This window comes from Halalkalibacter akibai JCM 9157 (assembly GCF_000513135.1).
GTDB classification, from domain to species: Bacteria; Bacillota; Bacilli; order Bacillales; family Bacillaceae_D; genus Halalkalibacter; species Halalkalibacter akibai.
On the sequence record NZ_BAUV01000028.1, the window covers coordinates 19,621 to 44,347 of the forward strand.

At 37.1% G+C, this 24,727-nt stretch carries 18 protein-coding genes and 2 pseudogenes; all 20 read left to right on the forward strand.

Features of this window, described 5'->3' with window-relative positions; all coding sequences use genetic code 11:
* The first annotated feature begins 18 nt into the window (after window positions 1-18).
* The 20 genes and pseudogenes from JCM9157_RS14740 (at window position 19) to JCM9157_RS14830 (ending at window position 24,605) form a co-directional block, all read left to right on the forward strand.
* Window positions 19-1,530 carry a cobyric acid synthase gene (locus JCM9157_RS14740; protein ID WP_035665823.1) on the forward strand — a complete coding sequence of 504 codons (1,512 nt, stop codon included), beginning with the start codon at window positions 19-21 and terminating at the stop codon, window positions 1,528-1,530.
* A 106-nt stretch (window positions 1,531-1,636) separates the two neighbouring features.
* On the forward strand, window positions 1,637-2,656 hold the full coding sequence (locus tag JCM9157_RS14745) for a phosphotransferase (RefSeq protein ID WP_052013173.1): 1,020 nt from the start codon (window positions 1,637-1,639) through the stop codon (window positions 2,654-2,656).
* A 239-nt stretch (window positions 2,657-2,895) separates the two neighbouring features.
* Entirely contained in the window at window positions 2,896-4,350 is a 1,455-nt protein-coding gene (locus tag JCM9157_RS14750) for a UDP-N-acetylmuramoyl-L-alanyl-D-glutamate--2,6-diaminopimelate ligase (protein WP_035665824.1), read from the forward strand.
* A 491-nt stretch (window positions 4,351-4,841) separates the two neighbouring features.
* Complete coding sequence (locus tag JCM9157_RS14755) at window positions 4,842-6,353, forward strand: glycoside hydrolase family 43 protein (protein WP_035665826.1); 1,512 nt, start codon at window positions 4,842-4,844, stop codon at window positions 6,351-6,353.
* Between the two features lie 120 nt (window positions 6,354-6,473).
* The gene (locus JCM9157_RS14760; protein WP_035665827.1) at window positions 6,474-8,021 is read left to right on the forward strand and encodes a glycoside hydrolase family 43 protein; all 1,548 of its coding nucleotides are present in this window, start codon (window positions 6,474-6,476) and stop codon (window positions 8,019-8,021) included.
* A 103-nt stretch (window positions 8,022-8,124) separates the two neighbouring features.
* Entirely contained in the window at window positions 8,125-9,861 is a 1,737-nt protein-coding gene (locus JCM9157_RS14765; protein ID WP_035665829.1) for an SGNH/GDSL hydrolase family protein, read from the forward strand.
* A 269-nt stretch (window positions 9,862-10,130) separates the two neighbouring features.
* The gene (locus JCM9157_RS14770) at window positions 10,131-11,711 is read left to right on the forward strand and encodes an ATP-binding protein (protein ID WP_235715021.1); all 1,581 of its coding nucleotides are present in this window, start codon (window positions 10,131-10,133) and stop codon (window positions 11,709-11,711) included.
* A complete protein-coding gene (locus JCM9157_RS14775; RefSeq protein ID WP_035665832.1) occupies window positions 11,704-12,363 on the forward strand; it encodes a response regulator in 660 nt (219 codons plus the stop codon). The genes JCM9157_RS14770 and JCM9157_RS14775 overlap by 8 nt, the downstream gene beginning before the upstream one ends.
* Before the next feature lie 195 nt (window positions 12,364-12,558).
* A complete protein-coding gene (locus JCM9157_RS14780; protein ID WP_035665834.1) occupies window positions 12,559-14,202 on the forward strand; it encodes an SLC13 family permease in 1,644 nt (547 codons plus the stop codon).
* 133 nt (window positions 14,203-14,335) lie between these two features.
* The gene (locus tag JCM9157_RS14785) at window positions 14,336-15,388 is read left to right on the forward strand and encodes a tartrate dehydrogenase (protein ID WP_035665837.1); all 1,053 of its coding nucleotides are present in this window, start codon (window positions 14,336-14,338) and stop codon (window positions 15,386-15,388) included.
* Window positions 15,389-15,728: 340 nt separating this feature from the next.
* Window positions 15,729-16,928, forward strand: coding sequence for an MFS transporter (locus JCM9157_RS14790; protein ID WP_035665839.1), 1,200 nt, complete (start codon window positions 15,729-15,731; stop codon window positions 16,926-16,928).
* 565 nt (window positions 16,929-17,493) lie between these two features.
* A complete protein-coding gene (locus JCM9157_RS14795) occupies window positions 17,494-17,754 on the forward strand; it encodes a metal-sensitive transcriptional regulator (RefSeq protein WP_035665841.1) in 261 nt (86 codons plus the stop codon).
* Between the two features lie 325 nt (window positions 17,755-18,079).
* A complete protein-coding gene (locus JCM9157_RS14800; RefSeq protein WP_035665843.1) occupies window positions 18,080-18,559 on the forward strand; it encodes a DsrE/DsrF/DrsH-like family protein in 480 nt (159 codons plus the stop codon).
* A 24-nt stretch (window positions 18,560-18,583) separates the two neighbouring features.
* Window positions 18,584-18,947: pseudogene (locus tag JCM9157_RS24065) on the forward strand (rhodanese-like domain-containing protein).
* Between the two features lie 19 nt (window positions 18,948-18,966).
* Window positions 18,967-19,251: a rhodanese-like domain-containing protein gene (locus tag JCM9157_RS14805; RefSeq protein WP_035665845.1), complete on the forward strand. Its 285-nt coding sequence runs from the start codon at window positions 18,967-18,969 to the stop codon at window positions 19,249-19,251.
* Between the two features lie 55 nt (window positions 19,252-19,306).
* On the forward strand, window positions 19,307-19,882 hold the full coding sequence (locus JCM9157_RS14810) for a sulfurtransferase TusA family protein (protein ID WP_035665847.1): 576 nt from the start codon (window positions 19,307-19,309) through the stop codon (window positions 19,880-19,882).
* Window positions 19,883-20,019: 137 nt separating this feature from the next.
* Window positions 20,020-21,147, forward strand: a complete 1,128-nt coding sequence (locus JCM9157_RS14815; RefSeq protein ID WP_035665850.1) for an MBL fold metallo-hydrolase — start codon at window positions 20,020-20,022, stop codon at window positions 21,145-21,147.
* 41 nt (window positions 21,148-21,188) lie between these two features.
* Entirely contained in the window at window positions 21,189-21,416 is a 228-nt protein-coding gene (locus JCM9157_RS14820) for a sulfurtransferase TusA family protein (protein WP_035665852.1), read from the forward strand.
* 59 nt (window positions 21,417-21,475) lie between these two features.
* Window positions 21,476-22,251: pseudogene (locus JCM9157_RS14825) on the forward strand (sulfite exporter TauE/SafE family protein).
* 305 nt (window positions 22,252-22,556) lie between these two features.
* Complete coding sequence (locus tag JCM9157_RS14830) at window positions 22,557-24,605, forward strand: catalase (protein ID WP_035665853.1); 2,049 nt, start codon at window positions 22,557-22,559, stop codon at window positions 24,603-24,605.
* The last annotated feature ends 122 nt before the right edge of the window (window positions 24,606-24,727 follow it).

Genomic DNA, 24,727 nt, shown 5'->3' on the forward strand with positions numbered 1-24,727 from the left:
GGTTTGGAGTGAAGTCAAATGAAAAAAGCTGTTCCATTAATGATTCAGGGCACTCACTCTGATGCAGGAAAAAGCGCACTTGTTACAGCTTTATGTAGGATTTTCGTTCAAGATGGTTTTAAAACAGCTCCTTATAAATCTCAGAACATGGCTTTAAATTCTTACATAACAATGGATGGGAAAGAGATTGGACGAGCGCAAGGAGTACAAGCTGAAGCGGCTAGAATTGCAGCGACAACAGATATGAATCCAATATTAATAAAACCAACTAGTGACTCGCAGTCGCAAATTGTGGTGCATGGAAAACCTTATAAGAATATGCAGGCAGGTGCTTATCGCAAAGAATTTTATGAACAGGGTTTGCAGTTAATTGAAGAATCTTATAGTAGTTTAGCTAGTCAATATGAGCGAATAGTGATAGAAGGGGCAGGAAGTCCGGCTGAGATTAACCTCAATGATAGAGAACTTGTCAATATGCGTGTGGCTCAAATTGCCAATTCACCTGTTATCCTAGTAGGAGATATCGAAAAAGGAGGAGTGTTTGCTAGTTTAGTAGGAACATTACAACTTCTTCATCCTGAAGATAGAAAAAGAGTTGTTGGGGTATTTATTAACAAGTTTAGAGGGGATGTTACTCTGCTTGAACCAGGGCTTACATGGTTCGAGGAATATACTGGCGTTCCTGTTTTAGGCGTGATCCCTTTTATTCACGATTTAATGATTGAAGCTGAAGATTCAGTTGTGTTGAGTAAATACGCAACTAATCAAGACTCTTCTAAGGAAATTGATATTGCGGTCATACGATATCCGATGATTTCTAACTTTACGGATATTGACCCTCTTTTCGAGGAACCAGATTGCCATGTTCGTTTCGTGAATAAAGCAGAGGATTTAGGGAATCCGGATTTAGTCATTTTACCAGGGAGTAAAAATACAATTGAAGATTTGATGTTTATAGATAACAATGGGTTGTCCAATCGAATTTTACAGTTGGCAGAAACGGGTTCGACTACGATAGTAGGGATTTGCGGAGGCTATCAAATGTTAGGGAACACTATTGAGGATCAATATGGCGTCGAATCAACCCATTTAAAAAAATCAGGCTTAGGGTTAATTCCAATGAAAACATCAATGACGCAAACAAAATTGACCGTTCACTCAGAAGGAGTTGCCGTTTTGGGAGAAAGAAGTATCGCTGTTAGTGGGTATGAAATTCATATGGGTGAATCAATTTATGAAAAAGAACACAACCCGTTTATTTATTTAGTAGATAGGGAAGAAGGATTTATTAGCTCTAATAGAAAGCTAATAGGGACATATTTTCATGGTGTTTTTCATAACGACCGGCTACGGGAAGTACTATTAAACGATATTAGACAGAAAAAAGGACTAGGACCAGTTTTAAATAGATCTTCTTTTGCACAGAAAAAAGAAGAGGGATTTGATTTATTGGCTAAGGTAGTAAGAGAACATATTCAGTTGGACCGAATTTATGAGATCATGACTCGTTACCAGAAGAACAAAAATTAAGGACATTTGTCGAATGATTTTATGATACAAGCTTCGCTGTGGCTACGTTGCTATGGCCTCTTAATTCGAAAATTAAATAAATAGTAAATGAATGAGGGACTAAAACATGAGTGTGGATCGGGATGTAGACGTTCTAATTGACTATTTCTTTCAAGATAAATTACCAAGACTAGTGTATGAAGGTAAAAGTGGTTATAACAACACCACTCGTTACCTAGATAGAGATCATAAAAAATATATTATTCGCATTTATGAGACACATCAGGATCAAGCAAAGGTTAGACTAGAACACGAGGTGTTATTAAAATTGAATGAACGATCTGATCTTTCGTTCAACATCCCGTTACCGGTTAAAAGAGAAGGGGAATCATTAGTAAGGTTACCGTCTAATAAAATCGGTTGTATCTATCATTATATTGAAGGAGTTAACCCAGTTTTCGATTCGAAACAAGTTCTTTTTTCTTTTGGAAAAAGTGTAGGGGATTTGTTACAATCTCTCAACCAGGTAGATTTATCACATCTTATTTATCGTCCTTATTATGAGCTTGAACATGCTCACCCGAATTGTCCGTTACCAAAAGTGGAAGCGTGGTGTCATAATCCACCTGCCATTTTTGCGGGATATAAAAAGGAGCTTTCTTGGGTGGCTTCCCAGCTTGATGATTTCAATCGGTTGGCCCCTAAAATGAAAAGCCTTCCACATCAAGTCATTCATGGTGATTTGAATGAATCCAATGTGCTAGTAGGTGCAGATCGCCATATAAATGCTATTCTTGACTTTGAATTTGCAACACGAGACCTTAGAATGATGGAAGTAGCTGTTTGTATCTCCGAAATCATTTCAGAAGAACTGAATGAGGACATCTATCTCGAAAAAATCAAACATTTCTTCTCTGGGTTGAGAACACGAATAACTATTAAAGATGCGGAACTTGAGGCCTTACCTATGTTAGTTCAACTTCGGAGATTAGACGTTTTTCTTCACTTTTTAGGAAGGCATCAAGATGGGATAGATGATGCCTCGGTACTTAAGGAACAAATAGAAAAAGTGGCTGCTTATCACAGCTGGTTAAGTGTAAGGGCTAAGAAGGTTGTGCATTTGTGGGAAACGGTAAGGCATGGTTAAAAAGGATACCATGATACATAGTTGGGGATGCGTCTTACAACTCATCAAACTAGGAAAAGTCACTTCTGATAGAAGTGTCTTTTTTATGTCTGTTTTGAATTTGTTCAAATGTGAAGTTATTAAATTTCACTCACCGTATTTTAACTGAAATGAATGTCCTTGAGTAAACGAATGGATTTTTGTACACACTATTAAAAATTAGGCTATAAAAAACATTTATTTCTGAGGACAAAAAATCTATGGATAAAACATTAAATGAATTGCTTAACCCCTTGGGTATACAAGGGGATGCCGATATAAACATAACGGGGATTCAATTCGATTCCAGGAAAATAAAAGCCGGAAACCTATTTGTTGCAATCTCTGGATATGAGTCAGATGGTCACAAGTTTATTGAATCTGCTATTCAAAACGGTGCTGTTGTAATTATTGGGGAGAAGGAATTACAGGAAAAATTTTCGGTTCCTTATGTCCAAGTGCGTGATTCAAGAGAGGCATTATCAAATTTGGCCAACCATTTTTATGATAACCCTCACAACAAACATAAAATGATTGGCATTACAGGGACGAATGGGAAAACGACAACCTCTTATTTAATACATCATATATTGAACCATCACGGAAAAACAGTTGCTAGGTTAGGTACTGTTGAATATGTGATAAATGGAAACATGAGAGAATCCAGTTTAACGACACCAGATGCGATTTTGTTACAACAAATGCTGCATGAAAGCGAAGATGAATATGTGGTGATGGAAGTTTCATCACACGGCTTAGACCAGTATCGTGTTCACGGTCCAATGTTTGACTATGCCGTTTTCACGAATTTAAGTCATGAACATCTAGATTATCACAAAGATCTTGAAAGTTATTATCTAGCAAAGAAAAGATTATTCCGCTGTTTAAAAAACGAAGGGAAAGGAATAGTCGGCACCTATAGTTCGTGGGGAAATAGATTACAAGAAGAGTTAGCGGAAGAATTAATCCCTTCTCTTTCGTTTGGTCAAACAACAGGCGGAGAATCTATTTATTTAAAATCGTATCAGACTTTTCCTGACGTGAAATTAGTAATTAATGATAATGGAGAAGAGCACATTATTAAACTTAACATTCAAGGTGAGCACAATGTTTATAATGCACTAGGAAGTTATATATGTGCAAGAGAGATTGGACTAACTCCTAGAGAAGTAATTGAAGGATTAGAAACGTTTAAAGCTGTTCCAGGAAGATTTGAAGAAGTGTCATTAGAAAATGGCGCAAAAGCGTTTATAGATTATGCGCATACACCTGATGGTCTTCAGTACGCGTTAAGAACAGCAAAAGAATGTACAGAACGAAACCTTTACCATCTTTTTGGATTTAGGGGGAAGCGAGATCCTTCCAAAAGAGCTACAATGGTTGAAATCAGTCAAAACATCAGTGATTTTGTTTTCCTCACATTGGACGACCTTAATGGGACGGATAAAGAGTTGATGTTAGCTGAGTTAAGAGAACTAAGTAAACCATATGAAAATATTGTTGTTATTGATGATAGAACTGAAGCGATCGCTTATGTTTTATCTTTATTACAAAAAGGTGATGGATTAATTGTTACGGGAAAAGGTCCGGAGAATTATAAAGAAGAGTATCGTTATAAGACACTGAATGATAAAGACACGATTTTGAAAATATTGCAAGAAAACTTACTGTGTTAGGTTTTTCTATTGAAAATTGAAAAACTTAGAAAGTCAAATTAAAGAGAAATGGGACGGGTAGAAGGCTCAGTATTATTTTTAAATCCGTCCCATTGGAAATTGTTAATTTCCCCTGAGAATGTATTAAATAATGTTAACGTGAAAAATACTCTCGTTACTAATTTCTTTGACCAAGCTATTAATCGTAATATGCGAATTTTGAACATAATTCTTTCAGTATTTCTCACTTCAGAAGATAATCTTCCCAACCATTTATAGAAAAAGGGTGTCGGACTATAGTTTGACAGGTTGTTGTTGCTGTTAATACAAGCTACACTTATTCTAGGAATATATTAGCTTTTTTTATAAAAAGAGAATTGGCGTAGACGATCCTATTACATTGGATCTAAAACGTGTTCAACTTCAATTCATTCAAGCTTGATGGTAGCGAATGAATTGAAGTTTGTAATTAAGTTTGGAGCAACTAGCTTAGTTTTTTAGGAGGAATTAAAATGAGCTATATGACCATTTCGAACCCAGTCATCTGGGCTGATGTTCCGGATCCAAGTGTCATCCGGGTGGGAAACGTTTTCTATATGGTCAGCACTAGTATGCACTCAATGCCAGGTTGCCCTATTATGAGATCGGAGAACTTGCAAGACTGGGAAATCGTAAATTATGTATTTGACTTTTTGGAGGATAATGTTGAGCATAATTTGCTTCATGGAAATAATATATATGGGCAAGGTTCATGGGCAGCAAGCTTACGTTTTCATGATGATACGTTCTATGTATGTTTCTCTAGCAATGATACGAACCAATTCTATGTGTACCGTACAAAAGATATTGAGAACGGAAATTGGGAACGGTCCGTTATCCAAGGTCTGTACCATGACCCTAGTATGCTATTTGACGAAGGGAGCATATTTGTTATCTATGGAAATGGAGACATCCGCATTACTGAGCTGACAGAAGATGCAACCGCTTTAAAAAAGGATGGTATTAATCAACTGTTATTCGAGACTGAACGAGAAGGCATTAGTTTAAGATGTGAGGGCTGCCATGCGTATAAGCTGAATGGCTACTATTATTTGTTTTTTATTGAATGGCCGAAGATTGGGAATGGTCGTCGCAGACAACTATGCTATCGTTCGAAAGATCTTCTTGGTCCTTATGAACATAGAATTGTTCTTGATGATGATTTGGGTTATCACAATAAGGGAGTTGCTCAAGGAGGAATAGTAGATACGATTGCAGGAGAATGGTATGCATTCTTGTTCCAAGATCACGATGCTGTCGGCAGAGTTCCTTGTGTGGTACCTGTAACATGGTCCGACGATTGGCCTGTTTTCGGTATAGATGGAATCGTACCGGCCAAGTTTAAAGCGAGATTGCCAAAGTCGGAGACTAAACCACTGGTGAGAAATGATGAGTTTAATTGTTCCGAAAATAAATTGTCTCTTAATTGGCAGTGGAATCACAATCCAGATCATGAATTGTGGTCTTTAACAGAACGACCGGGCTTTTTGAGATTGAAAACAGGTTCTCTAACGCACAGTGTAGAATTTGCTCGCAATACGTTGACTCAACGGACAGAAGGGCCTGCATGCAGTGGAATGACCTTGATGGAAGTACATAACATGAAACCAGGTGACAAAGCTGGATTAGTAGCTTTACAGCACGATTTCGGTTTAGTTGGCATTCAAGTCTTGGACACTGGAGAGCGTTACATTTCAATGTGTGTCAAGGGCAATGACGGTAACGAAGAGACAGTTGAGTCCATTCGATTTGAAGGACATCAAATTTATTTGAAAATTGATTTTAATTTTTGTGATAGCAATGATTTGGCAACGTTTCATTATTCTGATGATGGTTTAAAATGGTGTCAAATAGGGCCTCCGTTACAGTTGAAATATACATTGAATCATTTCATGGGGTGCAGAATTGGCTTATTCAATTATGCTACGAAAGAAAGCAGTGGTTTTGTAGATTTTGACCATTTTAACTATCTTAAAAAGATATAGAGTAAATAATTTGATTCATTTTGAGAAGTCAGATCGAACGATTACTAATAATTAAAATGTGGTGTTGTTCGAATGTTTGAATACTAAATAAAACAAATCTTATTTAAGGAGAGAGAAAAAATGAAAACGTTTCAAAATCCAATCCTACCAGGTTTTTATCCAGATCCATCCATTTGTCGAGTGAATGAGGACTATTATCTTGTCACTTCCTCTTTTGCTTATTATCCAGGCGTACCTATATTTCATAGCAAGGATTTAGTGAATTGGGAACAGATCGGACATGTACTTGATAGGCCATCTCAACTTCCATTAGAAGGTCAGGGGCATTCGCGTGGCATTTTTGCTCCTACGATTCGATATCATGAAGGTGTTTTCTACATGATTACAACTAATGTTGGAGAAGGGGGTAACTTTTTTGTGACGGCAACAGATCCCGCTGGTCCGTGGTCTGATCCTTATTATTTAAATGCCCCAGGGATTGACCCCTCTTTATTTTTTGATGATGACGGCAAAGCTTATTATACCGGTACAAGACCAGCTCCCGAAGGAGAAAAGTATAGTGGAAACTGGGAAGTATGGCTACAAGAGCTAGATTTAGATACAAAGAAACTAGTTGGAGAGCCAATTGGATTATGGAGAGGTGCATTAAGGGATGTTATCTGGCCAGAAGGTCCTCATATCTACAAAGTGAAAGACTACTATTATCTATTAATATCTGAAGCGGGAACCGGACATCATCATGCTGTCTCAGTTGCAAGAAGTGAAGCGATTACAGGTCCGTATGTTGGAAATCCAGGAAATCCTATTCTGACGCACAGACATTTAGGCAAAGATTATCCCGTAGTGAATGTTGGCCACAGTGACATCGTAGAAACTCAAAATGGAGAATGGTGGGCTGTCTGCCTAGCATCACGTATTTACGGTGGGTATTATCGAAATCTTGGTAGAGAAACATACTTAGTTCCAGTTACTTGGGAAGATGGATGGCCAATTATGAGTCCGGGAACTGGAAAATTAGAAATGACGTATCCAATGCCTAATCTACCAGAAGGAAAGTCATTAGTTCCTACCGTTTGTGATCATTTTGAAGAGGATCAACTAGATTACAAATGGAATATCCTACGTACGCCAAAAGAAGAGTTTTATAGCTTATTGGAGCGTCCAGGTTATTTAAGTCTCAAGGTCAGACCTGAGAAGATAACGGAGTTAGTGACCCCTAGTTTTGTAGGAAGAAGGCAACAGCATATTAATTTTGCAGCATCTACAGTTATGGAGTTTACACCAAAGAACGAGAACGAAGAAGCCGGTATTGTTTTACTCCAAAGCAACGAGTACAACTTTAAGTTTGTATATACAAAAATAGGAAGTGAATCAGTATTGAAGCTAGTCAAATGTACAGCTGGTGAAGAAGAAGTTTTAATGGAATCACCAGTTGATACAGCTAAAATATATTTGAAGGTAACGGCACAGGGTCAAGATTATAGCTTTTATTATGGAGAAAGCACGTCTGACTATAAGCCATTAATTGAAAACGTCGATGGAAGGATTTTAAGTACGGATGTTGCAGGTGGTTTTGTAGGTACAGAGTTAGGCTTATATGCAAGCTCTAACGGCGAAACTAGTAATAATAGTGCTTATTTTGACTGGTTTGAATATGTAGGGCTATAAGGCTGTAAGAAACCATTGAATTGGCAAATGCCCCGCCTTTTGGGGCTTGCCTTTTTACATATATCGTACATGTATCTAGTTGAATTTAAGAGGAGATTAGAAAATGACAGAGATTAATGGTTCAATACACACTAATATAAAGTTCAAAGCACCTAAGGATCCTGTAGAAAGACGGAGTAGTTTTTACTTGATGTTTGAAACAGATATTGAGGCAACTTCTCGTACTGAAGGCTCGCCTTCACAGGAGATCTATTTAGAAGGCGAGCAATTATTAACGAAAGCAAGACTTACAGGTGGCGTTACAGATGAAGAAATACTTAAGCTTCTAGCAAACTGTAAGGGGTTTCATAATTTAGTTCATAGTATAGGTGTAGTGATAGAGACCGGTAATAATTATAACGGAAATATCAATTTTGTATTACAAAATTGGGGGAAAGAGAAGAAATACGAAACGGGAACTCTCCTAAGAATACCATGTCCAACAGATGGTACGGAAAGAGTTATGAAACTTGAAGAATTTCAGTGGTCCGCAGATGACGATGTTTTAGGTAAAATCGCATTTGAATTCGACCAACCTGGTCAAATGGCAAAAGTAAGCGTCAGATTTTACTTGAATGATGGCTATGAGGTTCCAGAAATAGAAGTAGAAGCACCAGTTCCGTTTAACTCGGATGCCTATCGGACCATGATAAGTAAATCTCTTTTAAGTAAAGGCAATAACAAAAGGTTGAAAGCAGCTATAGAAAAAGCAGAAAGAGGTGAAGAGGTTACCATTGCTTATATAGGGGGCTCGATCACCCAAGGTGCTGGAGCAAAACCAATCCATACGAATTGTTATGCCTATCAATCTTATTTGAAATTCAAAGAAATGTTTGGAAAAGATAAAGGAGAGAATGTACATTTTGTGAAGGCTGGAGTGGGAGGTACGCCATCACAGCTTGGTATCATCCGTTATGACCGTGATATCTTAAGGAATGAAACAGTGGAACCAGACATCATCATTGTTGAATTTGCAGTCAATGACGCAGGGGATGAAACAAAAGGAATTTGTTATGAAAGTTTATGTTTAAAAATACTTACAAACGATCATAAACCTGCTGTAATCTTGTTATTTAGTGTATTTGAAAATGACTGGAATCTCCAGGAGAGACTTTCTCCAGTGGGACTTCATTATGAATTGCCAATGGTAAGTGTAAAGGATGCGGTGGTAGATCAGTTCCGACTACCGAAAGGAAAAGGCAAGATTATTTCTAAGAGACAATTCTTTTATGATATCTACCATCCAACAAATGATGGTCATATGATCATGGCAGATTGCCTATCATACCTGTTTTCAGAAATAAAAAAGTCGGAAACAGATAAGAATGATATAACGTTAGATAAAACGCCAGTAATCGGTAATGATTTTACCGACATTCAATTACTCGATAGAAAAGAGTTTAAAAACGTGGCTACGGTCGATTTTGGTGGTTTTTCGAATACTGACCTTGATCTGCAGATGGTTGAAATGGATGCTAACCCTTTACCGACACCGCAGTTTCCGAATAACTGGATGCATACAGCTGCCTCGGGAGAAGAGAGCTTTAAAATGACTATTAACTGCCGTAGTCTCATGCTCGTTTTTAAGGATTCGGGTAGTAGTGAGTTTGGAAAAGCGGACATTTTTGTCGATGGACAACATGTAAGAACCGCGGATCCTCATGAAAATAACTGGACCCATTGCAATGCGGTCATTTTGTATCAGGAGAATGTCAGCAAGGAACATCTCGTAGAAATCAAGATGGCCTCTGGTGATTCAGATAAGTGTTTTACAATTCTTGGATTTGGATATACCTTGTAGAAATTAAGATGGCTTCTGATAATCATGATAAATGTTTTACGATTCTTGGATTTGGTATATCTTATAAAGTTTTTGAGGAAGTCTTGTACTTGTGTATAAGGCTTTTTTTGGTTATTTCAATGTATTAATTGGATGAGTATATATTAACCAGTGACCCCTGTTAATTTTCTTTAGGGGAATTCCTTTATAGAATCAAATTGTTCCCTTTTTATTTAAAGAAAGGAAACATACAGTTTGCGCAGTTTAATCACTTAATAAGGATGGAACCAATGAGAATAAGTTTACGTGTTAAAATGTTACTCATGTCATTTATCATTGTTATTACTTCTGTTACGACGATTGGTTGGAATATGGTAAACAATGTCACTGATGCATTTGAAAAAGAAATTGGAGAACGAGCCGTTGCTATTGCGAGGACTGTGGCACAAATGCCTGATATCCGTCAACAAGTTGGGATGGAGGGAGGAGCAACAGAAATCCAACTAATCGCTGAGCGAACAAGAAAGGCAACAAATGTTGACTATATTGTCATTATTGATATGAATAGCATCCGTTACTCTCACCCTAATGAACAATTAATTGGAAAGAGGTTTGTAGGTGGGGATGAATCAGAGGCGTTGGCTAATCGTGAATATGTATCTATCGCACAAGGAACATTAGGCAATGCGACGAGAGCGTTTGTGCCGATTATGGATGAAGAAGAAGCTGAACAAGTAGGTGTAGCTGTAGTGGGTATTTTAACGCCTACCCTTCAGGCAATCATTGCAACGTATAGTCAGGATATATTCATTGCTCTTATTTGGGGGCTATTAATTGGTTTAGTTGGTTCTTATTTATTAGCTCGTAGCATAAAAAAACAGACTTTTGGTCTTGAACCATACGAGATTGCGAGGTTAGTGGAAGAACGCTCGGCCGTCATGCAGGCTATGGATATTGGTATTGTTGCAGTAGATGAGCAGGGTCAGATTACTTTTATGAATCGCTTAGCCAAAACGTATTTGAAAAGTGAGGAAAGAAATTTTCTCATGCATCTACAAGATGTATTTCCTCAATCGTGGGAAGCGATTGGGCAGAAAGAACAAATTAACCGGAATGTTGTTTTTCTTGATAAGAACTATCTTATATCAACTTATCCTATCCATGTAAAAGCAATCTATGCAGGTACACTAGTAACGATGATTGACCGAACGGACGCAACACGTCTAGCAGAGGAGCTAACCGGAGTTAAAGTATTAGTAGACGGACTTAGAGCTCAGAATCATGAATATATGAATAAGCTCCATAGTATTGCTGGTCTCATCCAGTTAGATCGAACGGAAGATGCATTAGATATTATTATGGATGAATCAGTTGATGAGGAAAGTATTATCTTATTTCTAAAAGAACGCTTTAAAGATTACGCAATCTCAGGCCTTTTACTGGGAAAACGATCAAGGGCAAAAGAACTTGGGATTACACTTTTAATCGATCAAAATAGCTATCTAACTGAAATCTATGGTAGCCTTAGTTCAGGAGATTTGGTTACGATTATAGGGAATCTAATTGAGAATGCTTTTGAATCATTTGAAAATGGTGCAGATGAGAAAACAGTTGAATGTCTAATTGAAATTGACAAGAGACATTTAATGATAAGCGTAAGAGATAATGGCAGAGGTATGACAAAAGAACTACAAGGAAAAATTTTCACATATGGATTTAGTACGAAAGGAAAAGAAGGTCGAGGTATTGGACTTGCACTCGTTCACCAAATTGTATCGGCGCATCATGGGAAATTAAAGGTTGAATCAGAAGTAGGTTTGGGAACAGAGATGATTATTGAAGCAAGAAAAGAGGGGGAAATGAATGATTAACGTTTTTATTGTGGAAGATGACCCAATGGTATTAGAAGTGAATACTGGTTTTTTAGAGAAGGTGCCACCTTTTCGCTTATGCGGAACTGCTACAAATGGTGCAGATGCAGAAAGTGGGATTCATGAAACGATGCCAGATCTCGTATTATTGGATATATATTTACCAGATAAGTCAGGGCTTGATGTGTTAAAGTCGCTTCGAAGTAAAGAGCTTAATTGTGATATCATTATGATAACAGCTGCTAAAGATGCAGCAACGATTCATGAAGTATTTCGTTTAGGTGCCGTTGATTATCTAGTTAAGCCTTTTAGATTTGAGCGCTTTAAGACAGCTTTAGAATCATACTATAAAATGTGGTACAAGTTACACAACACTCCTTTCTTTAATCAATCGGATATAGATGATATGAAACAGATTAAGCAGCGTGGCCAAGCCTTGCCAAAGGGATTAAGTGAGACTACTCTGAAACAAATTTTGTTGAAGCTTGTTGATTTACCCGAACCTGTTACAGCAGAGCAATTAGCTTCTTCATTAGGTATGGCACGAGTCACTGTAAGAAGATACTTAGAACATTTAGAGCAAATTGAAAAAATCCAAGTACAAGTAAAATATGGAAGTGTAGGACGCCCAAGTCATTATTATTTTGTATAATGATTGGGTGTTTTTTTTATAAATCTTAATTTTTTAATCCATATTTATTAGGTGAGAACAAAAAGACCAAAAAGAGCAGTAAGGACTTTTTATTGTTGCTTTTTTGAAAGCGCTTTATAATCAGAATAGTTAATCAACCGGGTGGTATGTTTTATCAGTTTACGGATGAGTGTTTAAAAGATAGGGGGAATTAAAATGAAAGCTAGTATCGTTTCGACTTGGAACCAATTGTGGAATTCTCATAATCAGTCAAAAAAATTACTAATGTTTTCTCTACCAATGAGAACAAATAAAAAAATGGTTGTGGTTGGCCAGGATAAGAGTGAATCTAGTAATCAAAAACCACCCAGTTATAAACCTTCACAAAAGGTAGGTTTGATCTTAGGACCATTATTGTTCATGAGTGTGTTGTTATTCTTTTTTCCTGAAGGGTTAAGTTATGAAGGACGAATGGTTTTAGCAACGACATTATGGGTTGCAACATGGTGGATTACAGAAGCAATTCCGATTCCAGCAACATCTCTATTGCCAATTATTTTATTGCCAATAACCGGGGCACTAAATGGTGATACAGTTACGGCTGCTTATGGAAATCCAATTATTTTCTTATTCTTAGGAGGATTTTTGATTGCACTTGCAATGGAGAAGTGGAATCTTCATAAACGAATTGCGTTAAACATCATTTCTTTTATTGGAACGAGTCCATCGCGGATTGTTTTTGGTTTTATGGCTGCAACAGGTTTCCTATCAATGTGGGTCTCCAATACAGCAGCTGTTATGATGATGCTTCCAATCGGAACTGCGATTACGTATCAAGTAGCTCAGGCGTTAAAAAATAAAGAGAATCTAGCAAATGAAGAAGAAAAGTTTTCAAAGGTTTTAATCTTTGGTATTGGTTATGCAGGAACTATTGGTGGGTTAGGAACGTTAATTGGTACACCACCTAATATTATTCTAGCGGCAACTGTACAAGAGTTGTTCGGGGTTCAAATTTCATTTGCTTCTTGGCTATTTTTTGCAGCGCCAATTGTTGTCATTTTGCTGATTAGCAGTTGGTTGTTTTTGACCAAAGTCGCTCATCCCATTAAATTAAAAGAGTTACCTGGTGGGAAGGAGCTTATTGAAAATGAGAAGAAAAAGTTAGGGAAAATCAGTTTTGAAGAAACTGCGGTATTAGCCATTTTTACTTTTGCTGCTTTCATGTGGATTACTAGAACGTTTTTGTGGGAAGGGCAAATTATCACCATTCCAGGTCTAAATGATACGATGATTGCCATTTTTGCAGCAGTACTATTGTTTTTAATTCCATCTATTAATAACGGAGGACGTATACTAGATTGGAATGTAGCGAAAGATGTTCCTTGGGGAATCTTACTGCTTTTCGGTGGAGGGTTAGCAATTGCTGCTGGGTTCCGTGAATCTGGTTTGGCTAATTGGATCGGTGGACAATTAACCGTATTAGAAGGAGTGAACTTCATTTTAATTATTGCTCTAACGACAGCTCTTGTCTTATTCTTAACTGAGATTACATCGAATACAGCAACGGCTACAATGATCTTACCGGTTCTAGCTGCTTTAGGATTAGCTCTTGGAATTCATCCTTTTGCATTAATGGTTCCAGCAGCAATTGCAGCAAATTGTGCATTTATGCTTCCTGTAGGAACTCCTCCGAATGCGATTATTTTTGCATCAGGGAAAATAAAAATAATTGAGATGGTGAAAAATGGGTTTTGGATAAATATTTTATCAGTTGTATTGATCACTCTTGCTGTCTATTTCTTACTTCCATTGTTATGGGGAATTGACTTAACTGTTTACCCATCAGAGTTTAGATCTTAAGTTACTATTTTTAAGAAATAGTAAAGGAAAAAACGAAAAATAAAAAGAAAGGGATAGAGTATAGGATATTCATAATAGTTACTGTTATGAAACTAGAATCTATCCCTTTACTAGTTATGGAGGAGAGTTACATATGAAAAAATTGAAAATTTCAGTGATTCCTGGGGATGGAATCGGGAGGGAAGTTGTCCCTGAAACGCTAAGAGTGTTAGATAGATTAGCAGAAGTTCATGGAGGAGTAACATTTCAGTATGAAACCCATCCGTGGAGCTGTGAATATTATCTTGAAAATGGAGTTATGATGCCAAGTGATGGAATGGCAAGGCTTCATCAGACGGACGCGATTTATTTAGGCGCTGTTGGGAACCCGAAGCTTGTACCTGATCATATTTCATTGTGGGGCCTTTTAATTAAGATTCGCCGTGAGTGTGAACAAGTTATTAACATTCGCCCTGCTCAGTATATTGAAGGAGTAAAATCACCATTAGCAGAACCAAACCAATTTGATTTTATTGTTGTTCGTGAAAATAGTGAGGGAGAGTATAGTGAGGTAGGTGGTAGAATTCATAGTGGTGAGGACGAGATTGCTATACAAAATGCAGTATTCACTAGAAAAGCGACAGAGAGAACGATTCGTTACGGATTTGAGTTAGCACAGAAACGAAAGGGTCGGGTGACAAGTGCAACGAAATCCAATGGAATTGTTCATAGCATGCCATTTTGGGATGATGTTTTTCAAGAGGTTTCAAATTCCTACCCCGCGATTGAAACTGAAAGCAATCACATTGATGCTCTAGCAGCATTCTTCGTTTCAAAGCCACAACATTTTGATGTGGTTGTGGCAAGTAACTTATTTGGGGATATTCTTACCGACTTAGGAGCTACGATCATGGGTAGCATTGGAATTGCACCAGCAGCTAATATTAATTTGAATGGCAAATATCCGTCCATGTTTGAACCCGTCCATGGGTCAGCACCAGATATTATTGGACAAGGGATTGCCAATCCTTTTGGTCAGCTATGGACAGCAAAAATGATGCTTGACCACCTTGGATTTGAGGAGCTAGGTTCACTATTAATTAAAGCAATAAAAGAAACGATTGGTGATGGAATTAAAACGAAAGATCTCGGTGGAGATTCGAGTACAAAAGAAGTTATTGAGCATGTAATGACAAAGTTACTGTGAATTTTATATAAAAATGAAAGGATCGGAGTGAGAACCGGTCCTTTCATTTTTATTTTATGTTCAATTATATTGATGCAATACAGGAAAAATAGCTTTAATATAAATAAAGCGGAGTCTCCTTTTATTGCAACTAACCATCACTGATGCCGTCGATGTTCAAGTAGGAAAACGAAAATTCGAGAAATTAAGGTATAATGATTTTGACGACAAGGGCTTTGTTGGAACGTAAAGAAAAAAATGACTTTTTTAGAGAATCCTTTGTTAGCCTTTGTATCACGTTATTGTATAGACTGATGGAGAGAGAAAGAGTATCTAGTCTAATGGATTAGGGAGGGGAATTATGAGTCAAGGATCATGGAGAGCGTTACTGTGGATTGGATTAGCCGTATTATTCGCACTAAGTCTATGGTTTAGTGCATCAGTTATTGCGTCTGAACTAATTCAAATTTGGAACCTTAACTCCCATTTTGAAGTCTGGCTGTCTGCTTCTGTTCCGATGGGTTTTGTAATAGGAGCATTATTTAGTTCGTATTTTGGTATAGCAGACCGTTATAATCCCCGAAAAATCTTTGCTATATCAGCGCTACTAGGAGCATTACTGAATGTCTTATTAATAGTAGCAAGTGGTGCCTTTTTCGGTATTCTACTAAGAATACTAACCGGAGTTACTCTTGCTGGAGTTTATCCAATAGCCGTAAAAATGTTATCACAATGGTTTCCTAAGAAAAGAGGACTTGCTATTGGTATTTTAATAGCAGCATTAACTTTAGGATCATCTTTACCACATTTTGTTGTTATGTTTTTCTCTTCATTAAATTGGAAGATAGTAATCATTTTTACGTCGGTATTAGCAGTATTAGCTGCAGTCATTGTTAATTGGATTTTAGAAGATGCACCAGTAACATCTAAAAAATCTACTTTCTCCTTTAAATTAATAAAAAAGGTTGTAACAAATAAACCTGTCATGCTTGCTAACTATGGTTACTTTGGACATATGTGGGAACTTTATGCGATGTGGACATGGCTTCCAGCGTTTTTGACCGCTAGTTTTATAAGCTATTCACCAGAAACTTCCTATTGGTTTATTGCTTTATCCTCTTTTATTTCAATAGGGGTTGCAGGGGGGATTGGTTGTGTGTTGGGTGGTCTAATCTCTGATAAAATTGGAAGGTCAAATTTAACCATTTACGCCATGTTGATAAGTGCTTCATGTGCCGTATTAATAGGTTTAACATATGGTCAATTTATGTGGCTGACTTTTATTCTTTCTTTTATTTGGGGCATGTCTGTTATAGCTGACTCTGCACAGTTTTCTGCAGCAGTTTCAGAAGTAGCAGAACCGGAATATGTAGGGACAGCTCTTACTTTTCAAATGTGCATAGGCTTCTTAATCACCATTTTTTCTATTAATCTAATTCCTATCATTCAGAAATATGTAGGTTGGGAATGGGTCTTTGCATTATTAGCAGTTGGTCCTGTTCTTGGTATTTTATCTATGGTGAAATATAAACGATACGAGTTTAATCATGTAGAAGAATAATTTGTATTCTATTTAGAACAACTATGTTAGAGATAGTTTTAAAATATAATAGTTCGCTACTAAGTCATCATTCTTATGGTAAGAAAGTTAATCATTCCTAATAGTGTGTAGAATTTTGCAAAAGGGCTTCCCGTTATTAGTTGTCGTTCGGATGACTGTCGAGGTAAGTTCTTTTTTCTATTGTTTATTTAAAACATAATCACTTAATTATTAATGCTTTTTTGACAGTAGCCCAACGTTCCTTGATAGATGTTTAAAACTATTATTAAAGGTATTATATTTATTAAAATTTTAATGTGCTTGAGGTTTCATGTAAACAAATAAGTAATTAGATGAGTGTTCTAAACATTGAAATAAGACTGATTTCCGTCATATATAAAAGGTTTTAAGGCGTAACAACTAATTTATGTTTAATAAATTCTAGCTAATAAAAAAATTTAAGCTTGACTATATACCCATGCGGGTATAATATGTGAGTATGAACAACGAGGAGGGCAGATCATTGATATAAAAATGAGCATTTTCATTTTCCTAACTTCAACTGTAGAAAAAGGGAGGGAAATACATGGAGTACAATGACAAAATGAAAAACAGAGTAAAACGTGTAGAAGGTCAAGTTAGAGCCATTTTTAGAATGATGGAAGAGGAGAAGGACTGTAGGGATCTTGTCGTTCAAATGTCAGCTGCAAGAAATGCGTTGGACCGAGCGATTGGTTTAGTCGTAAGCTCTAACTTAGAGCAGTGTGTCCGCGAGCAAATTGTAAAAGGCGAAGACACTGAAGCATTTATCCAAGAAGCTGTGAATTTATTAATAAAAAGTAGATAATATAAGATGATTGACAGGGTTGAGTAATATCCAACAAAATACCCCTGTAGGTTTAAATGGATTCTGTGAGTAAATTCAAATGTTATTGATAAATTTTTTAACTCTTTATAATACCTATATGGGTATAAGTATTAAAAAGGAGGCTATCTTAATTGAAGATAGATTAAGATCTTGATGTAAGATGACTATCTTGTGTCAGTTCCAATTGTAAAAAACGAGAAGAAGATGTATTAAAGTTCTGGATAAAAAAGGCAGACAACTTATTTTTTTAAGTGATATTATACCTATACCGGTATTGGTTATTAATGCAAAAGGAGTGGGCAACATGACAGACAAAAAGAAAACAACGATCATCTTATTTAGTGGGGATTATGATAAAGCAATGGCAGCTTTTATTATCGCAAACGGTGCTGCTGCCTATGATCATGAAGTAACAATCTTCTCAACATTTTGGGGACTAAACGCTTTTAGAAAAGAGCAACACGTACCAGTGAAAAAAGGTTTTTTAGAAAAACTATTTGCGAAAATGATGCCACGAGGCGCTGATAACATGGGACTTTCCAATATGAACTTCGCCGGAATGGGACAAAAAATAATTAAGCATGTGATGAAAAAACACAATGCCATGCCATTACCTGATTTAGTCGAAATGGCACAAGAACAAGGCGTAAAGTTAGTTGCTTGTACGATGACAATGGATCTATTAGGACTACAAAAAGAAGAATTGATTGATGGTTTAGAATATGCTGGTGTAGCCGCATATTTAGCTGATGCAGAAGAAGGAAACGTGAATCTATTTATCTAGTATGTTTACCCAAGGGGGTACAATATGGACGTAATCATTAATGTTATAGTTGTTGGGTTAGTAGCATTCTTTTTAATTAATTAAGTTCACGCCTACTAAAGGTGTAAATCAAATTTCAACGAATGACCTTAAAAATGAGCTAACGAGAAAAGACGTTCAATTTATTGATGTAAGGACACCAGGTGAGTTTTCTAGAAACAAAATTAACACGTTTAAAAATATTCCTCTTCATGAACTTTCTCAAAAAGCAAGCCGGTTATAAAAAGAGAAAGAAGTTGTAGTCATTTGTCAGAGTGGTATGTGCAGCAATAAGGCAACAAAATTTTTGAAAAAAATAGGTTTCCAAAAAATCACAAATGTAAAAGGCAGTATGAGCGCTAGGAACTAATGTTAGGAGGAGATCAGTTATGAAAGAAATCACACCAAAAGAAGTAGAACGTCTAGTTAACCCCAATATTATTGATGTTCGTGAAACGGGTGAGGTAGCGGCAGGACATATTCCTGGGAGTTCAAACATACCGCTTGGATTACTAGAATTTCGACTAAATGAACTAGACAAAACGAAAGAATATATTATTGTTTGTCGCTCTGGTGCTAGAAGTGGAAGAGCCACTGAGTTTCTTTCAAGTCATGGGTTTCATGCTACCAATATGGTTGGAGGTATGACGAACTGGGAAGGTAAAATTCAGTAAATTTTTTTGAAGATATTTATACCTGTATAGGTATTGATTCTAAGGAGGATTATTTATGGAAACTATTAAATTTGATCAACTAGTAGATGCAAAAGGGTTAGCATGTCCAATGCCAATTGTTCGTACAAAAAAAGCGATGAATGAGCTCGAACCAGGAAAAGTATTAGAAATTCAAGCAACAGATAAAGGATCAACTGCTGATATTAAAGCTTGGGCAAAGAGCACTGGACATCAATATTTAGGAACGGTTGAAGAGGGCGATGTGTTAAAACATTATCTTCGTAAGGCGACTGGGGAAGAGAAAGAAGAGAAGCTACACCCACATGTTGTAAACAACGAGGAACTTCAAGCGAAATTAGCCAACAATGAAGATATTCTAGTGTTAGATGTACGTGAAACAGCTGAATATGCTTTCCATCATATTTCTGGTGCGAAATCGATTCCGCTTGGTGAGCTAGAGAGTCGTTTAAATGAGGTAAGCTCAGATAAGGAAATCTATGTTGTATGTCGCACTGGAAGCCGAAGTGATTTAGCGGCACAAAAGTTAACAGAAGCAGGATTTAATAAAGTAATTAATGTCGTACCTGGAATGTGTGAATGGAGTCATCCAACAGACATTCTTAGTAAATAGTAATAACTATCAGATTACTTCTAATCGTTATCGTAGTGATGTTAAAAAACTTTTTAACTGATAGGATGTATTTTGCAGATGTATTACCGTTTAAATTAAATTTTTTTAAACTAAACGATACTATAGGGGGTATTTAGATGTCAGTAAAAGCGATGAATTCAAAAGAAGTAGCAAGAAAAGTAATTGAAAAGAAAGAGCTATTCATTCTAGATGTTCGTATTGAAGGGGATTTCGCTGATTGGAAGATTGAAGGAGTGAACTTTGATTACTTTAATATTCCTTATTTTGAACTATTGGATGGCGTAGATGAAATTATGGATAAAATCCCAGCAGATAAAGAAGTGTTAGTTGTTTGTGCGAAAGAAGGTTCCTCGATGATGGTAGCTGAGATGCTTTCTGATAAAGGGTTAGATGTAGCGTATTTAGAGGGCGGTATGAAGGCTTGGAGTGAGTACCTAGAACCTGTAAAAATAGGTGAGTTGAAAGACGGTGGTGAGTTGTTTCAATTTGTTCGTCTAGGGAAAGGCTGTCTATCTTATATGGTTGTTTCCAATGGAGAAGCTGCGATTATTGATGCAACACGTATGGCAGATGTGTTTGTGAATTTCGCAAAAGAAGTCGGTGTGAACATTAAACACGTATTTGACACACACTTGCATGCTGACCACATCTCAGGTGGAAGAAAAATTGCCGAAGTAACTGGTGCAACATACTGGTTACCTCCAAAAGATGCAGGTGAAGTAGTGTTTGAATACGCAGCACTTGAAGGTGGAAATGACGTGCAAATCGGGAACTCAACGATCAACATCCATGCTCTATACTCACCTGGTCACACAATTGGTTCGACTTCATTTGTTATCGATGAAAAATACCTATTATCCGGAGATATTCTTTTTATTGATTCCATTGGAAGACCTGACCTAGCAGGACTCGCTGAAGATTGGGTAGGAGATTTACGTGAGTCACTTTATAAGCGTTATAGAGAACTTTCAGAAGAGTTAATTGTTTTACCGGCTCACTTTATGATCATTGAAGAGTTAAATGCAGATGGTAGTGTTGCCGAGAAATTAGGCAAACTATTCGCCGAAAATCATGGACTTAATATTGAAGATGAAAAAGAGTTTAGATCACTAGTGACGGAGAACCTACCACCACAACCAAACTCGTATCAAGAAATTCGTGAAACAAATATGGGAAAAATCACTCCAGATGAAGAAAAACAACGTGAAATGGAAATTGGACCAAACCGTTGTGCGGTTAGATAACTAGTATAAAAAAATATAACAAAATTCTTGGAGGTTTCATTATGAATTCAAATAAAGTATTAGACGCCAAAGGATTAGCTTGCCCAATGCCAATCGTTCGTACGAAGAAAGCAATGACTGAACTTGAGTCAGGACAAATATTAGAAATTCATGCGACTGATAAAGGAGCAAAAAATGACCTAGCAGCATGGGCGAAGTCTGGTGGTCATGAGCTACTAACAGATACGGAAGAGGATGGTGTATTAAAGTTCTGGATTAAAAAAGGCTAAATTTAAAAGAAAAGGGAACCAGGTTGGTTCCCTTTTCCGTTCGAAGGAGGTAGGTTATGATGGATTTTGCTTTTATTATTACAATCTTTTTAATTGGTTTCATAGGTTCGTATATTTCAGGTATGTTAGGGATTGGTGGATCAATCATAAAATATCCGATGTTACTATATATTCCACCCTTGTTTGGTTTAGCAGCCTTTAGTGCGCATGAAGTTACAGGGATTAGTGCGATTCAAGTGTTTTTTGCAACCATTGGTGGAGTGTGGGCTTATCGTAAAGGTGGATACTTAAATCAGGCGTTAATTATTTATATGGGATCAGCGATTCTAATTGGTAGTTTTATTGGGGGGTACGGATCAAAACTGATGTCAGAAGATGGAATTAACCTTATATACGGAATTTTAGCGTTTTTTGCAGCAGTCATGATGTTTATCCTAAAAAGGGAATTGATGATGTGCCACTTGATCAAGTGATATTTAATAAGTGGTTAGCAGCAAGCTTTGCTTTAATTGTCGGGATTGGAGCAGGAATTGTTGGTGCAGCTGGGGCGTTCTTATTGGTCCCAATTATGCTCGTTGTATTAAAGATTCCAACCCGTATGACTATTGCTTCCTCATTAGCTATTACATTCATCTCATCCATTGGAGCAACGGTAGGAAAGATTACGACTGGACAAATTGATTATTTTCCTGCATTTATTATGATTATGGCGAGTCTTATTGCCTCTCCACTAGGTGCAATGGCAGGAAAGAAGATGAATACAAAGATTTTGCAAGTGATATTAGCTGTATTGATTGCTGCAACAACGTTGAAAATTTGGATAGACATCTTATAAAAGAAGCGACCGCGTTATGTAGTGTTTTGTAAACTGTAAAGAAGGGGCGAGCTACCCTCGTCCTGTTTCCCTATTTAAATTATTCACTGCACTTGTTAATGGCGAGTCTGTGAATGCTCTTAAATTTTTAAAAAGCCCTCACCGAATTTGGGGATCCAACAGATACTTTAAAGAGAATTGATTTTTTCATTTATAAATCCTTCATTTGTTTATGTAATTGTTTTTTCATTATAGCATTGTTCTAACCCTAGAAAAAATTTACATATAATTTAATTGGATTATACACCAAACGAGAGGGTGTCTAGATGGATAAATCACGAGGTAACAACAAGAATGTGGATGGAAACAGCAAAAATGAACAGCTGGATCAATATCGTGTAGAGAATACCGGAAAAAGAATTACAACAAATGAAGGGTTGAAGGTTGCCAATAATGATGCGACCCTAAAGGCAGGAGCGCGCGGGCCAGTCTTAATGCAAGATTTTCATTTTTTTCAAAAACAAATGCATTTTGATACGGAACGAATACCTGAAAGAGTTGTACATGCCAGAGGGTTTGGAGTGCACGGTGAATTTGAGCTTTACAAGTCGATGAAGAACTATACAAAAGCTGGCTTTTTGCAAGAACCAGGATCAACGACTCCCGTATTTGTCCGATTTTCGACTGTACAAGGAGGCAAAGGATCAAAGGATACAGCCAGAGATATACGAGGGTTTGCTGTTAAGTTTTATACCGCAGAAGGAAATTACGATTTATTAGGACTTCAGTTTCCGATCTTCGTTCTTCATGATGCGTTTAAATTTGTTGATTCACAGCACGCCCTTAAACCTGAACCACATAATGACATGCCAACTGCCTCTGCCGCTCACGATAATTTTTGGGATTTTGTAGCGAATAATCAAGAATCCGCTCATTTCGTTATGTGGGCCATGTCAGATAGAGCACTACCGAGAAGCTGGCGGATGATGGAAGGCTTTCCGATTCATACGTTCCGATTTGAAAATGAACAAGGGAAGGCAACCTTTGTAAAGTTTCATTGGAAGCCAACACTAGGTGTCCATTCACTCTTAATGGAAGAGGCACAAATCATTGGAGGTGTGGATCCCGATTATCATAGGCGTGATATAAGAGAAGCGATTGAGCGAGGAGCTTATCCGGTTTTTGAATTAGGTGTACAGTTGCTTGATGAGAAGGACACAGATATATTTGATTTTGATTTTCTGGATCCTACAAAATTTTGGCCCGAGGAAATAGTACCTGTAGAAAAAATTGGGAAAATGACACTTAATAGAAATGTTGATAACTTCTTTGCCGAAACAGAGCAAGTAGCATTTGATGTGACGAATCTTGTTCCTGGTATTAATTTTACCGATGATCCTATTCTACAAGGAAGAACCTTTACGTATAAGATTACGCAACAACACAGATTAGGTGGTTCTAACTACCCGGAGATACCCATTAACCAATCTCTTTGTCCATTTCATAATAACCAAAGGGACGGCTTTAAAAGACATCGCATTGATGTCGATCAAGTTAACTATTTTCAGAATTCAATTGCAAATAATACACCTGGTCCAACTCCTCAAGAGGAAGGTGGATTTGCCCATTATCCGGATAAAGTAGAAGGGTTTAAAGTGAAAGAGATTAGTGAGTCTTTTAATGATTTCTTTTCACAAGCTAGGTTGTTTTGGAACAGCATGTCTCCTGTTGAAAAGCAACATATTATTGAAGCATTCAGCTTTGAATTGGCTAAAGTAGATCGTCCAGCTATTAGACAGCAGGTTGTTGATATGTTTGTGAATGTTGATAAAGAGATGGCCACGATTATTGCGGATAACGTTGGGGCAAATCCTCCTGCAGGGGACCATGTTCCTGTTACTGCTTCTTCACCTGCAGTAAGTCAAGCTCATACACCTCATTATGCTTTCTCCTTACGTGTAGGTGTTTTAATTGGAAATGGTTTTAAAGGTGAGGAGGTAAGAAAAGTGATAGACACTCTTCAGCAAAATGGTGTGTTCGTGGAGGTGATAAGTGAGAAACTTGGAACGGTTACTGGAGCTGATAATTCTAAAATTAAGGTGACTAAAACCTTTCTTTCCACTCACAGCGTCCTTTTTGACTCATTTTATGTAGTTGGTGGCAGCTCTGATAACCAATGGGAATTTGACCGATACATCACTGAATTTATTAATGATGCGTATAAACATTACAAACCAATGGGGATAGCCACGACTGCCGCCACTTATATTGAGCCCGATAACCTAGAAGGAATAGTCTTTGCCAGAAACAATGCCACTTTCAATCAAGATTTTGTCTCTGCCATTACGAAACGGCGTTTTTGGAATAGGAAGTAATGTTTAGAATTAGTGTACTTGCATGGGCTAGAAAGTCTAATACTATATAATAAGGTGATGAGTGAATTCCTCAACCTACAAAAGCTTTTTTAGCATGTATAATAACTTCTTAATGGCTATCT